At 68.0% G+C, this 13314-nt stretch carries 11 protein-coding genes; 2 read left to right on the top strand and 9 right to left on the bottom strand.

The window, feature by feature from the left end; all coding sequences use genetic code 11:
* Positions 1 to 63: 63 nt before the first annotated feature.
* From ACO0LU_RS08960 to ACO0LU_RS08925, 8 genes are all read right to left on the bottom strand, one after another.
* Positions 64 to 1245: a hydroxymethylglutaryl-CoA synthase gene (locus tag ACO0LU_RS08960; RefSeq protein WP_424791023.1), complete on the bottom strand. Its 1182-nt coding sequence runs from the start codon at positions 1243 to 1245 to the stop codon at positions 64 to 66.
* Positions 1242 to 2312 (bottom strand): hydroxymethylglutaryl-CoA reductase, encoded by a 1071-nt coding sequence (locus ACO0LU_RS08955; RefSeq protein WP_424791022.1) that lies wholly within the window; start codon positions 2310 to 2312, stop codon positions 1242 to 1244. Before ACO0LU_RS08955 ends, ACO0LU_RS08960 begins: the two co-directional genes overlap by 4 nt.
* A complete protein-coding gene (locus tag ACO0LU_RS08950; RefSeq protein WP_424791021.1) occupies positions 2309 to 3412 on the bottom strand; it encodes a phosphomevalonate kinase in 1104 nt (367 codons plus the stop codon). The genes ACO0LU_RS08955 and ACO0LU_RS08950 overlap by 4 nt, the downstream gene beginning before the upstream one ends.
* Entirely contained in the window at positions 3409 to 4383 is a 975-nt protein-coding gene (gene mvaD / locus ACO0LU_RS08945; protein WP_424791020.1) for a diphosphomevalonate decarboxylase, read from the bottom strand. Before mvaD ends, ACO0LU_RS08950 begins: the two co-directional genes overlap by 4 nt.
* Positions 4380 to 5321, bottom strand: a complete 942-nt coding sequence (gene mvk, locus ACO0LU_RS08940; protein ID WP_424791019.1) for a mevalonate kinase — start codon at positions 5319 to 5321, stop codon at positions 4380 to 4382. Before mvk ends, mvaD begins: the two co-directional genes overlap by 4 nt.
* Positions 5322 to 5369: 48 nt before the next feature.
* Positions 5370 to 5921 carry an isopentenyl-diphosphate Delta-isomerase gene (gene idi, locus ACO0LU_RS08935; protein ID WP_424791018.1) on the bottom strand — a complete coding sequence of 184 codons (552 nt, stop codon included), beginning with the start codon at positions 5919 to 5921 and terminating at the stop codon, positions 5370 to 5372.
* Positions 5922 to 6283: 362 nt separating this feature from the next.
* Positions 6284 to 7153: an RNA polymerase sigma factor SigJ gene (gene sigJ / locus ACO0LU_RS08930; RefSeq protein WP_424791017.1), complete on the bottom strand. Its 870-nt coding sequence runs from the start codon at positions 7151 to 7153 to the stop codon at positions 6284 to 6286.
* Entirely contained in the window at positions 7150 to 7581 is a 432-nt protein-coding gene (locus ACO0LU_RS08925; RefSeq protein WP_424791016.1) for a carboxymuconolactone decarboxylase family protein, read from the bottom strand. The genes sigJ and ACO0LU_RS08925 overlap by 4 nt, the downstream gene beginning before the upstream one ends.
* 191 nt (positions 7582 to 7772) lie before the next feature.
* On the opposite strand from ACO0LU_RS08925, the gene ACO0LU_RS08920 reads away from it, so the two are divergent.
* On the top strand, positions 7773 to 9863 hold the full coding sequence (locus ACO0LU_RS08920) for a glycoside-pentoside-hexuronide (GPH):cation symporter (RefSeq protein ID WP_424791015.1): 2091 nt from the start codon (positions 7773 to 7775) through the stop codon (positions 9861 to 9863).
* A gap of 70 nt (positions 9864 to 9933) precedes the next feature.
* The gene (locus ACO0LU_RS08915) at positions 9934 to 12135 is read left to right on the top strand and encodes a glycoside hydrolase family 3 N-terminal domain-containing protein (protein ID WP_424791014.1); all 2202 of its coding nucleotides are present in this window, start codon (positions 9934 to 9936) and stop codon (positions 12133 to 12135) included.
* Between the two features lie 58 nt (positions 12136 to 12193).
* Here ACO0LU_RS08915 and ACO0LU_RS08910 read toward each other — a convergent pair whose 3' ends face one another.
* Positions 12194 to 13078, bottom strand: coding sequence for an aldo/keto reductase (locus ACO0LU_RS08910; RefSeq protein WP_424791013.1), 885 nt, complete (start codon positions 13076 to 13078; stop codon positions 12194 to 12196).
* Between the last annotated feature and the right edge of the window lie 236 nt (positions 13079 to 13314).

Genomic DNA, 13314 nt, shown 5'->3' with positions numbered 1-13314 from the left:
GCACCGCCGCTTCGCCGACGTGGCTGACGGAGGCACCGGTCGGCGAACGCCCGGGAGCGGGCCTCAGCGGGGAGCGGTGGCCTCGTAGATGCGTTGGTCCTCGCGCACGCCGGCGAAGCGGAACGGGCCGCGCGTCTCGTGCCGGTTGCCGTAGTTCGACGGGTCACTGCGCGGCATGATGCGCTGTCGCGCGAGGTAGGTGTTGTCATCGATCCGGGGACGATCGGCCAGGATCTGCTCGTTGGTGCCGTTGCGGATCTGTGCCCGGTAGCCGCTCATGACCGTGCCGGTGAGGAACTCCGCGACGGCGCCGGAACCGTAGCTGGCGATCGCCACCCGCTCACCGGTGAGGTCCGCGGGATCGTCCAGCAGGGCCAGCAGCGCCAGGTAGACCGAGGCGGTGTAACTGTTCCCGATCCGGCGGTTGTAACCCATCGTCGGCGCGACCTGGGCAGTGAGCGTCTCGGTGGGCACATCCGCGCCGGCGTGCTTCGCCAGGTACTGGTGGGCCTTGGCGGCCATCTTGGTGAACGGCTGGTGGTAGCAGAACCGGTTGATCGCCTCGAATGCCGATCCGCCCTGGGCGCGGTAGTCATCGAAGGCACCGGCGACGGCGTCGAGGTAGGCGCTGATCGAACTGTGCCCGTCCACGATGGCGGTCACCCGGTGGTTGGGGCGCCAGAAGTCCATGACGTCCTCGGTGAACACCCCGGCGGCCGGCTCCAGGGCGAGCAACGCCGGATCGGCGGACACGGTGAACGCTGCAGCCCCGGCGCCCTGTGTGGGCTCGGCGGTCGAGCCCAGTTCGTAGCGGGCGATATCGCTGGCGATGACCAGCACTTTCTCGGCCGGGTTACGGGCCACGAGCGCGGCGGCGAACTGCATGGCAGCGGTAGCGGAGTAACAGGCCTGTTTGAGTTCGACCACCCGAACGTTCGGAGGCAGGCCGAGCAGCCGGTGGGCGTAGACACCGGCCGACTTCGACTGGTCGATCCCGGTTTCGGTGGCGAACAGCAGGGTGCGGATTCGCTCGCGACCGGCCCGCTCCACCACCGGTAGAGCCGCCGCCGCCCCGAGGGTGACGATGTCCTCGTCCTCGGCCACCACGCTCATCTCGGTCTGGCCCAGGCCCCGGTAGTACTTCGCCGGGTCGGCCCCGAGCCGTTCGGCGATGTCCGCCAGGTCGATGCGGAAGCCGCCGGTGGCCATCGCGAGGTCGTCGATACCGATCACGGAACTGCTCACTCCTGGTTCGAGGGGTTGGATGTCTGGGTGCTGCGTTCGTTGCGTTCGATCGCCACATGTGCCGCCATGAGTTCACCGGGGTTGGTCTGGGCTGCGAGCAGGGACAACTCCCCGCACCACACCGCGGCGGCACACAATCCGGCGAGCCTACGCGCGTTCTCCCCTGGTGCGCGATCGGCGCGCAGCCCGAGCCGGGTGAGGGTGTCCTCCACGAACGTCAGACCCTTGCCGCTACCGACCGTTCCCACGATCAGATTCGGCAGCGTGCAGGAGAAGTAGAGGTCACCACCGTCGACCTCGGCCTGGGTGATGCCCTGCGAGCCCTCCACGATGTTGGCCGCGTCCTGTCCGGTGGCCAGGTAGAAGGCCAGCAGCATGTTGGCGTAGTGGGCGTTCGCCGACCGGATACCACCGGCCAGGATGGTGCCCACGAGGTTCTTGCGGGTGTTCAACTCCGCGATCTTCTCCGGGGTGCTGCGCAGCCACTTCTGCACCACCTCGCGGGGGATGTGCGCCTCGGTGACCACGTGCTTGCCGCGGCCCAGGATTCCGTTGACCGCCGTCGCCTTCTTGTCCGAGCAGTAGTTGCCCGAGATCGAGCCGTAGCGCAACTGCGGCCACTGCGCCATCAAGTGCGTCATCAACCGCTCGCTGGCCAGGGTCACCATGTTGTGGCCCGAGGCGTCCCCGGAGAGGATCTCGAAGCGCAGGAACAGCAGCCGCCCGGCGATCTCACTGTGCATGTCGATCAGTTCGGCGAACCGGCTGCTCGCCGACACCACCTGCTGTAACTCGGCGAATCGGCTGCGGATCTCGCTGAGCACCTGCACCGCGACGCCTGCGCCGTCGAGTTCGAAGTAGACCGAACGGCTCATCCGCTCGGTCACCAGCGTGGTGCCGATACCGTTTTCGATCAGCCGGGAGATCCGGGCCCCGCGGCCCACCGAGGGCCACAGCGGGGCTTCATAGGTAGCCAGCGGGACCTCGTGCTCGCCGGCGATGACGTTCCCGCTCAGTCGTATCGGCCCGACCCACCTCAGGGGTACGGGCGCCGCCTGTTCGCTCATCGCTCTATCATCCTCACTGCGCCGTCACGACGCTCGTGCGTGGGGGCCGCGGCCAGCGGCAGTCTGCGCACACCGGACTGTTCCCAGTGCCGCAACATCGGCTCGAGGTCGCTGCCGCAAGGAGCGAGCACGATCCCGCAGTCACCCCCGCCGGCCCCGGAGGCCTTGCCGGCAGCCCCGATGCGCTCGGCGGAGGTCACCAGGTGAGCAAGCGCCGGTGTCTCGATTTCTATTCCCAGTCCTGCGCCCAGACCGATCAGCAGGTTCCGCGCTGCCCGCACCGCCGCGAGCACGGCCGCACTATCGTGCTGTTGCAAGCCCGTGATCAGGTCCTGCACCCGGGCGCGGCTACCCGCCAGGAACGTCTCGTAGCGCACATCCTGGGACAGACGTCGCGCCCGCACTTCAGCGACCAGCGACGTCGTCGAGGCCGCCGCGCCGGTCCAGCCCACGATCAGGTCGAGGCCACTCGGTGCGGGCAGCGGGGTGACCTGCAGCAGCGGCCACGGCGCACGCATCGCGGCGAGCACACCCACCCGGTGGCGAAGAGCCGCGACCGCGGCCCGGTCGGGGGAGTGGTAGGCGAGCCACCCGCCGAAGGTGCTCGCCGCGACGTCGCCCCCGGAGGCCGAGGGCGACACCTCGACCGTGGCGAGCAGTGCCACCTTGAACTGTTCGAACGCGGTCAGGCCCAGTCCGTAGAACTGATCGAGCGCCCGCACCACGGCGACCGTCACCGCCGCGCTGGAGCCGAGCCCGTATTTGCGGCCGTCGGCGTCGTCGAGTTCGCTGGCGATATCCAGGCTGTGCCAGCGGGGCTCGATTCTCAGATCGGCCACGAGTGCCTCGACCGTGCGGATCGCCGACAGCACGTGGTCCAGCGGACGTTGCCGCGGTTCGGGCACCACCCGGGCACGTTCGTCCCGCTCCCAGCGCAGTGGCTGCGGCCCGTAGTGCGCCGAGCGGACGGCGCCGTGCCGCTGCGCGGGGGCCACGCGCACGCTCACGTACCGGTCGACGGCCACGAGCACAGCGCTGCCGCCGGGTTCGACGACTGCGTACTCACCGGCGATGAAGAGTTTGCCCGGCGCCTGGATCATCGGGTGCTCTCGACGCACACGCCGGGCCCGGGGCCGGCGATGAGAAGGTCTACACCCTCGAACGCGGCGGCGAAGCGTTCGGTCACGGCTGTCGTGTCCGGTGGTCGGCACAGCACCTTGACGTTGGGTCCGGCGTCCATGGTGGCGTAGGCCGGCACGCCGTCGGCGCGCAACTGCGCGACCAGGTCGAGCGCGGCGACCGTGTCGGCATTCCAGTACCGCACCGGTGGTGCGGCGCCGAGCATGGTGGCGTGCATCCGCAGCGCGTTGGCCTCGGCCAGTTCCCCGACGGCCTCGAAATCGGCGCCCGCGATCGCCCGGCGCATGGCCGCCAGTTCGGTTGGTACCGAGGCCACCCAGGCCGGGAAGAACGGGGAGGTCGCCGCGGTGCGGCGCATCGCCTCCCGGCTGCCCACCGGCTTGCGCCCGGGGGACAGGACTGCGACGACGAGTGCCAGCTCGAGCGCCGACGCGGGGAGGGGCTCGGCGTAGGAGGAGGCGTCGTCGCGGCCGGCGTGCCACTGGACCAGGGCGCCGAAGACCGATCGGGCCGCCGAGCCGGAACCGCGGCGTGCCAGTCGGGACAGGTCCCGCTCGCTCAGTTCCAGTCCGTAGGCGCTGCTCGCCGCAGCGGCAAGTGCGGCGAAGCCCGAGGCGGACGATGCCAATCCGGCGCCAGTGGGGATCTCGTTGGCGGTCTCCACGACGGCCCGTACCGGGCTTCCGGCCAGTTCGCGCACCAGATCGAGGAAGGAGCGCACCCGGGTGAGGTCATCGCCGCTCATGGCCTCTCCGCGCCAGGTCGCGACGTCGTCGTCGGCCTCGGGCGCCAACGTGACGGTGGTTCGGGTGGGGGCCACGTCGAGAGTCATCGACAGGCTTCCGGTGGCCGGTAGGTTGAACGACTCATCGCGCTTGCCCCAGTACTTGATCAGCGCGATGTTCGGATATGCCACGGCGGTGATGCTCATGTCGCCCCCAGCGTGACGATCCACCCGGCGACGGCACCCGCGGCCGTCATCGCCGACTGCACCGCCTGCCCGCTGGCGGCGTCCGGCGTCACGGCGATCACGCAGCCTCCGCGTCCGGCGCCGGTGAGTTTGGCTCCCGCTGCGCCGGCGTGCAGGGCTGCAGTGACCAGACGGTCGATCGCCGGGTGCCCGACGCCCAGGTCGGTGAGCGCATCCTGCGCTTCGGTGAGCCGCCGGCCGAAGGCGGTCAGGTGCGCCTGCTCCAGATCCAGCACCGCGGCTCTGGTCAACTCCCCGAGACGGGCCAGCAGCGAGCGGCCCAGGGCCGGGTCGGCGTCCACGATCTGGCGCACGCCGGCGACGGCATCATCGGTGGAGGCCCGCACGCCGGTATCAGCGACCACGAAGCACACTGGGGCGCCCAGGGTCAGAGGGGTGGCGACATGGTCGGCGAACAGTAGCGGTTCCCGGGCCCGGGTGGCGTGCGCATCGATGCCGCTGGGGTTCCCGTGGGCCACCCGCTCGGCGGTCTGCACGAGTGCGAAGCGGCTCGCATCGTCCAGTGCTGCCCCCGCGTAGGCCCGCACGGCCTCGACGATCGCGTTCGCGGCAGCCGCGCTGGCACCCAGGCCCGCCTGAGGTGGGATTCCGCTGCGTACGACGATCTCGACATCCTCGGCCGGCAATCCGAAGAACGTCAGCGACTCGACCGCGGCGACGCCCACCGAGGCGAACCGCTGGGGTAACTCGGTCACCGGCAGGCTCGCATCGCCCGTGCTCAGCCGGAGCGGACCGGGGCAGTGGTGCACCTCGGCAACTGTGCGCAGCGGGGTGATCGGCAGTGCGATGGCCGGGTGGCCATAGACGGCGGCGTGCTCACCGACCAGGATCGCCTTGGCGTGCGCCGAGCCCGTGGGCAGGACGGCGGGTGGAGGCATCCAACGGCTTTCGGCAAGGCGGACGTGAACGGAGACCATCCTAATGACTCAGCGGGCGCTGAAACCCCACTCGGCGAGCCGGGGAAGAGCGATCTGCCACACATGGTCGAACCAGGCCGTGAACGGCTCCGCGGCGCGCAACCGGGCCAGGTCGTCCCCCGTGACGAAGACCACCTCGTCGACCTCGCCCGGCTCGGGCACGAGCGAGGCCGGGTCGACCCGCCCGGCGAAGACGTGGTTGTACTCGTGTTCGTACAAGCCGCTGGCGCTGTCATGTACGTGGTACCGGACGGTGCCCAGTTCCACCAGGTCGGTGACCGGGGCACCGAGTTCGTCCTGATGGCGCCGCGCGACGGCGTCGGCCGGCAGTTCGCCGGGGAAGGGGTGCCCGCAGGTGCTGTTGGTCAACATCAGGGGAGAGTGATACTTCACCGCGGCCCGCCGCTGCAGCAGCAGCCGGCCGTCGTGGTCGAAAGCGAACAGCGAGAACGCGCGGTGCAGCGTGCCGGGTTCGCGGTGGACCTCGAGTTTCTCCGCCACCCCGGTCGCCCGGCCGTCCTCGCTGACCGTTTCCACGAGGATCTTCTCCTGAGCCGCCATCCGTACCACCTTTGCTGTTCGGTCATCCGGCTGTGATGACTGATTCACTTTACCCGGGGCGTACACGCATCAGATGGAGGGAGCGGCTCGAGCTCCCGGTGGGTGCCCACGACCCGGTCTTCACCGCCCTCGCCAGGCAGTCCGGGCTGGTGGCAGGAGATGGCGACGCCACCGCGTGGATGGAGGCCTCCGCGCGGCCGCAGCCGGCCGGGGCAGAGCGGGTGAAGGTCTCCTCTGAGTCCGCCCCCGCAACCGCCCTCCACCACGGTCTCGGATTCCGGCAGTCGTCCACGACGCCGTGGTACCGAAGGCCGCCACGAGGCAGGAAGGCTCCTTCGTGACGGAACTGCGACGGAACTGCGCTAGCGCAGCCGGGTAAGTTTGTCCGGGTTGCCCAGGACATAGGCCCTGGTGACCACACCGTGACCGATGTCGATTCTGAAGACGCGCTCCACGCCGTCGGAGATCAGTCGGAACGCCGGACGTCCGTTGACGCCAATGAGGTCGGTTCGGCTCGGTGGTGTCTTGGTTGTCACGCCCACCAGGAACCGGATCACATGATCGGGGCCGTAGATCGGGCGGAGTGCGGCGCGTGTTCTGCCGCCGGCGTCGCTGAGCAGCACCACGTCGGGGGAGACCAGCGACATCGCCGTGGCCACGTCGCCGTCCATGATCGCGGTGCCGAGCCGGTTCAGGAGGCTCCGGTGCCGGTTGAGGTCGGCCTCCTGGGGGATGGGACCGAGTTTGGCCCCGGCCCGGTGGCCGAGTTGGCGGCAACTGGCCGGGGTGCGGCCCAGCATCGGGGCGATCTCGGTGTAGGGGTAGTCGAAGGCGTGGCGCAGCACGTACACCGCGCGCTCCTCCGGGCTCAGCCGGTCCATGAGGTGCAGCAGGGCGAAGTCCAGGCTCTGCCGCTGATCCGCGCTCTCATGCGGTAGGAGCGCGGTGTCGATCGGTTCCGGTAGCCAGGAGCCCACGTAGTCCTCCCGGCGGCGTTGCATGGTGCGCAGCCGATCCAGGCTCAGCCGGGTGGCCACGGTGGTCAGCCACGCCTGGGCCTCGCGCACGTGCTCCGGGCGTTGGGTGTGCCAACGGATCCACGATTCGGCCGCGACGTCCTCGGCATCGGCCCAGCTGCCGAGGATCCGGTAGGCCACGCCCAGCATCCGTCCATTGAGCCGTTCGAACTCCTCCTTGGCCAGTCCGAGCGGCTCGGTCGGGGCCGAGGTCATAGATCCTGGGCCTGGAGACCTGTGGCGATCGCGATCCGGTTCCATACATTGATCGTCGCGATCGCGATGATGAGGTGTCCAGTGCCTTTCTCCCCCCAGCGCCGCACCGCCTCGTCCCAGACCGCATCACTGACTCCGTGCTCACCGAGTCTGGTGACCTCATCGGTCAAGGCGAGCGCGGCCTCCTCGGCGGGCGACCACAGGTCCAGCCCGCTCCATCCGGTCTCCAATGCGGCGATGCGCTCGGCAGACTCACCGAGTTTGCGGGCGTCGCGGGTGTGCATGGCCAGGCAGTAACTACACCCGTTTATGGCCGAGGCCCTGATCTTGACCAGTTCGTAGGTGCGCTGGTCATTGACCTTGCGCGCGTAGCTCTCCAGCGCCAGCACGGGGGCGTAGGCGAGCGGAATGACTTTCTGTAGGTGCATGCGGGGCATCGTGTCCTCCTGGCATTCGGGGATCGCTCTCATCACACAGGACGTCTGCGCCGCCGGGAGCGTGACAGCGCGACACGTGCTGGTGAGTACCGCAAGGCTGGGCCCGGCAGAGCTGCCTTGGCTATAGTCATCAGAGGAGCCAGGAGAACCTGTCGACCGTGATGTTGCGGGGGAGCGAGCAAGTGGCGGGCAAGTCCGGCAAGAACCGCGGAACGCTTTCCGGCGGGCAGGTGTTCTCCTACTCCCTCGGTGATGTCGCAAACAATGTGACGTTCATGATGACGTCGATGTTCCTCATGGTCTACATGACCGATATCGCGGGCCTGTCCGCCGGTGTGGCGGGCGCGATCTATGGCGTCACCAAGATCTGGGCGGGCGCTGCAGATCTGATCGCGGGCCAGGTCGTGGACCGGATCAATACTCGCTGGGGCCGGCTGCGTCCCTGGATCCTCTTCGGCAGCACACCCCTGGCGATCGTGTTCGTCCTGCTGTTCAGTGTGCCGGCGGGTCTGAGTCCCGCGCTCACGATCGCCTGGGTATTCCTGCTCGATGCCCTGTTCCAGTTGGCCTACTCCTTCGTCAACATCCCCTACGGGTCGTTGGCGGCGGCGATGACGCAGGACCCGGTCGACCGATCGAAGTTGTCCGGTGCCCGGTCGATCACCAACTCGTTGACCGCCGTCGTGCTCTCGGCTGTGGTGGCTCCGCAGTTCCAGGACACCACCGGGGACCACGTCCGTCTCCAGTTCACCCTCACCACCGCCGCACTGGGCGTGGTGGCCGTGGTGTTGTACCTCATCTGCTTCAGGAACGTCAAAGAAGTGGTGCCGCGCAGCGCCACCAAGATCTCACTGAAACGCACCTTGCGGATGATCCGCCACAACCGCCCGCTGATCGTGCTCTGCCTGGCGGCGTTCTTCCTGCTCGCGGCCATGTTCATGATGAACGCGGTGGCGTTGTACTACGCCCGGTACATCCTGGGCAATGCCGGTTGGTACACCTTCCTGGCGTTGGCACAGACGGTGGGGACGGTACTGGTGGCCTCGTTCGTGCCCACCATCACCTCGCGGTTCGGGAAGCGCAACGGCTATATCGGGGCGGCAGTCGTCACCGTGCTGTCGTTCGCAGTGATCTATCTGGTTCCCGACGGGAGCCTGCCGTTGGCGATCCTGGGGTGGTTCTTGTTCGGGGTAGGCACCGGCGGGACGAATGCCTTGATGTTCTCGATGCAGGCGGACACGGTCGATTTCGGAGAATGGAAGACCGGAGTGCGCGCCGAAGGCGGGTCCTACTCGATCCTGTCCTTCATCCGCAAGACCGGACAGGGGGTCGGCGGTTGGGCCGGTGCGGCGGTGATCGGTGCGTTCGGGTACGTGGCGCAGGCGGAGGCCCAAGACGCCACCGCGCAAGAAGGGATCCGCTTGGCAACCGGGGGAGTGCCGGCATTGGTGGCCGTGATGGCCACCGTGGTGATGATCTGGTACAACCTCGACCTCGACCAGCACCGCACGATCGTACGTGAACTCAACGCCCGTCGCTCCCAAGGAGTAGTCAGCGCTTCCTACGGCGTGGAGACCTCCCGGGTGCTCGTGCAGGAACTGGGGGACGAACGTGACCTCCTGCTTCGGCCCCGGAAACTGGGCACCTTGCCGGTGGTCACGATCTTCGAGCGGGAAGGGGCTGGCGCAACCGATATCGGGCCGGCCGTGGCCGAGAAGCTGGGGGTGAGGTTCGTCGCGCAGAAGTTCACCTCCGATGAGGTCGCCGAGGCCGATGCCGAGGTGCTGGTCTCCGATAGCGCTTTCGAACGGTGGCTGCGCACGGTGTCCTTTACCGGCACCCAGGACGCGGACATGGCCAGGGCACTGGAGACGGCGGAGGATCATTCGATCGCCGAGCGGAACCGCCGTGAAGTGTTGGAGTCCGCCCGGGACGGCGCGGTGATCGCCGGTCGCAACGGTGCCCTGGTGTTGGGACGGGCGGTCGGGGCGCTGCACGTGCGATTGACGGCACCGCTCAGCACCCGGACCGAGCGGGTCATGTCCAAGACCGGGCTGGATGAGCAGGGAGCAAGGGCCCGGATCGAATTCGAGGACCGGGTGCGCGCCGAGATGTCGGCCAACCTGTATCAGTGGGACCCGCACACCGATGAGTACTACGACCTGGTGATCAATACCGGCACGGTGACCTACGCCCAGGTGGTGGACATGATCGTGGGTTTCTATCGCAGCAAGTATCCGCACGGGGAGGAAACTGCGCCGGTGGACCGCTGAGCGTCACGACCCCCCCCGGCGGCACCCGCATCGCAACGCATCCCATCGCGCAAGAGGAATCGAGGAACTCATGTCAACGCGTTCTGAACCCGAACAGCCGGCTCTCGGCGTGCGGTCCAAGTCGACGATCGAGGTGGACGGACTGCGCTTCCGCAACCTCGACGACGACGGGCAACTGGCCCCGTACGAGGATTGGCGATTGCCGGCGGGGCAGCGGGCGGCGGATCTGGTGTCGCGGATGACGCTGGAGGAGAAGGCCGGGTTGATGCTGATCGACACCGTCAACGCCGGCTGGGGTGGCGCCCTCACCGACGTGGCCCGGGACTACGTGGGCCGTCAGCACATGCGCCGCATCGTCTTCCGCAATGTGGTCGCGGTGCCCGGCCAGGAGCGCCAGGGCGATGACAGCCACCCGTTCATTGCTGGTTCCTCGGTGACGCCGGAGCAGGCGGCATTGTTCATGAACGCCGTCCAGGAGATGGCCGAGGGAAGCCGGCTGGGGATCCCGGTGCTGGCCAAGTCCAATGCGCGCAACCACATCGACCCCGATGCCCGGGCCGGGATCAATGAGAGCCACGGTGCCTTCTCCGGATTCCCCAAGGAGGCCGGCCTGGCTGCCGCTGCACTTGGTGCCGGCAGTATGGAGCCGATCACCGAGTACGCCAAGGTGATGGGCGGGCAATGGCGCGCGATCGGGCTTCGCGGGATGTACGGGTACATGGTCGACCTGATCACCGAACCGCGCTGGTATCGCAGCCATGAATGCTTCAGCGAGAACGCCGAGCACACCAGCGACATCGTCACGGCCCTGTTGCAGACCCTGCAGGGCGCCGTTGTCACCGACGGTTCCTCGCTGAGCACCACGAGCGATGTGGCCATGACGATCAAGCATTTCCCCGGCGGGGGCCCGCAGGAACTGGGTCTGGATCCGCACTATTCCTTCGGCAAGACCCAGGTGTACCCGAGGGAGAACTTCGGGGAGCACCTGGAACCATTCCGGGCGGCGGTCGACGCCGGGGCGGCGGCGATCATGCCCTACTACGGGGTGCCGATGCACGTCACGTACGACGGCGTCACCTACGACCAGATCGGGATGGCCTTCAGTGAGCAGATCGTCAACGATCTGCTGCGTGAACGCTTGGGATTCACAGGTTATGTCAATTCCGACACCGGCATCGTCACCGATCGTGCGTGGGGCCTGGAGGAGGCCTCCGTGCCCGAGCGAATCGCCGCTGCGATCAACTCCGGCAGTGACACCCTGTCCGGCTTCCACGACGCCAACGTCATCATCGACTTGGTCCAAAACGGTCTGGTCACGACCGAGCGCATCGATCTGGCGGCACATAGGCTGCTCGTCCCGCTGTTCCGCATGGGCCTGTTCGAAGACCCCTACGTGGAGCCGAGCAGGGCGAACGAGGTATTCGCCAGCCCGCGGTCGGCGCAGGTCGCACGGGACGCTCAGCGCCGCTCGGTGGTCCTGCTGGAGAACCGCGACCGGGGTGATGCCACCGGCCCGGCGTTGCCGTTGCGCGCCGAGTCCACGGTGTACGTCCTGGGAGAGATCGACACCCAGACGCTGGCTGCGCGAGGCTTCACCGTGATCGACGGCAACGCGCCGGACCGTCCCAGCGCCGCCGGCGTTGACCACGTGCTGGTCAGGCTGAGCGCCCTGACGCTAGGTACAGCGGACTACAAGAGCGCCGATCCCGGCTCGGGGATGCGCCCGGACAAGGTCAACCCGATCGTCTTCCCCAGCGTGCGGGGCTTGGACGGGCAGAGCCCCTACGGGGCCGCAGACGCGGGCGTGGCCTATGGGGCCGAGGAGTGCACCGACGACGGCCTACTCTTCGGCGGTCCATTGCCCTGGGAGGTCAGCATCATCGACTTCTCCGGCATGGCGCAAGCCGAATCCTGGCGCGTGCAACCCTGCCTCAGCACGGTCCAGCAGGTCATGGCTGAGATTGGCGATCCGACGAAGGTGATCCTGGACGTCTACTTCCGCCAGCCCTTCGTCCTGGATGAACACAGCGGGTTGCGGGATGCCGGCGCGATCGTGGCGACCTTCGGCATCTCCGATGAGGCCCTGCTGGACGTCCTCACCGGCGAGTTCGCGCCCCGGGGGAGGATGCCCTTCGCGCTGGCGGGCACCACGGCAGCCATCGAGGAGCAGGCCAGCGACCTGCCCGGCTATGACGACACCGCGGACGGGCCGCTGTACCCCTACGGACATGGGCTGACCTACGTGGACACCGCGCCGCCGGAACGCACCTGACCGCGGCTGTCCCCACTTCCGGCGCAGTCGGAGGCAGCACGAATCACCGCGCCTTGGCTCAGGCCGCGTCGAGAAGCGCGATCTCCTCGGCGGTCAGCGCCAGATCCGCCGCCGCGGCAGAGTCAGCGATCGATGCTGGGCGCTTCGCCCCGGGAATCGGGATCACCACCTCGCTCTGGGCGAGTTCCCAGGCGAGCGCCACCTGCTGCGGGCTCACTCCGCGTTCCTGCGCCACCTGCGCGAATGCCGGGTGCTTCGCCGCCAGTTCCTTGGCATCGGTCAGTCCGCCGAGGGGACTCCAGGCCAGGAACGCCAGGCCGAGTTCGGCGCAGACAGCGACCTCGGGCAGGCTGCTGCGGAACTTCGGGCTGAACTGGTTCTGCACACTCACCAGAGAGTCACCGAGGACTGCGTGCGCGGTCCGGATCTGGGCCGGGTCGACGTTGGACAGACCGACCATGCCGACCTTGCCGGTGTCGACGATCTCCTGCAGGATCCCGATCGTCTCGTCATAGTCTCGGGTCGCATCAGGGCGGTGGTGCTGCCACAGCCAGATCTGGTCAACGCCAAGCCGGGACAGGCTCGCGTCGACCGCGCTGTGCAGATGTTCGGGTGAACTGTCCTGGGACCAGGAGCCGCCGTCGCCGCGCACACTGCCGCCCTTGGTGGCCAGGTACACCTGGTCCCGGAGCCCGAGTTCGTCGAGCAGTCCAGCGATCAGTTTCTCGTTCTCGCCCTGGGCCGCCACCCCCAACTGCTCACCAGGCCCATAGGCATCCGCAGTGTCGAACAGTGTCACCCCGGCCTCGAGTGCGGTGCGGATCGTCTCGGCGAGTTGCGCCCGTGGCTGCTCGCCGGTCTGGTCGAAGGTCATCAGGCCCAGGCCGATCGCTCCGACCTCGACGCGACCGACTGTGCCGTTACCGATTGTTCGTTGCTTCATGTCGTTCACCCTACGGTGAGTGTGCGATGGCAGCGAGGTTAGGGCGAGGACCGGCGCCTTTGTCGCTCAGCCGAAACCTAGGGGAACTGGCTCCAGTCCGCGGGAAGCTACCATGACGGGCTCGACTCGGCGAGGGCCCACACACCCGATGCCTGAACACCGATAATGCACATTATGTCATTCCATCGTGGGGGGCGCACACCCCTGCGTGCACGCCGCCACTCCCCTCATGTCGA

Source organism: Pseudactinotalea sp. Z1748, assembly GCF_049725185.1.
GTDB lineage: Bacteria > Actinomycetota > Actinomycetes > Actinomycetales > Beutenbergiaceae > CALKWS01.
The sequence above is the reverse complement of the archived record's forward strand: the minus strand, read 5'-3'. Positions and strand labels throughout refer to the sequence as shown.

Coding starts and splice junctions, on each gene's coding strand:
- idi (WP_424791018.1), bottom strand. CDS start 5,921: ATGGCGGCTCAGGAGAAGATCCTCGTGGAAACGGTCAGCGAGGACGGC.
- mvaD (WP_424791020.1), bottom strand. CDS start 4,383: ATGAGCATCACCGCCGTGGCATATCCGAACATCGCGCTGATCAAGTAC.
- ACO0LU_RS08950 (WP_424791021.1), bottom strand. CDS start 3,412: ATGATCCAGGCGCCGGGCAAACTCTTCATCGCCGGTGAGTACGCAGTC.
- ACO0LU_RS08955 (WP_424791022.1), bottom strand. CDS start 2,312: ATGAGCGAACAGGCGGCGCCCGTACCCCTGAGGTGGGTCGGGCCGATA.
- sigJ (WP_424791017.1), bottom strand. CDS start 7,153: ATGACCTCGGCCCCGACCGAGCCGCTCGGACTGGCCAAGGAGGAGTTC.
- ACO0LU_RS08925 (WP_424791016.1), bottom strand. CDS start 7,581: ATGCACCTACAGAAAGTCATTCCGCTCGCCTACGCCCCCGTGCTGGCG.
- mvk (WP_424791019.1), bottom strand. CDS start 5,321: ATGCCTCCACCCGCCGTCCTGCCCACGGGCTCGGCGCACGCCAAGGCG.
- ACO0LU_RS08915 (WP_424791014.1), top strand. CDS start 9,934: ATGTCAACGCGTTCTGAACCCGAACAGCCGGCTCTCGGCGTGCGGTCC.
- ACO0LU_RS08910 (WP_424791013.1), bottom strand. CDS start 13,078: ATGAAGCAACGAACAATCGGTAACGGCACAGTCGGTCGCGTCGAGGTC.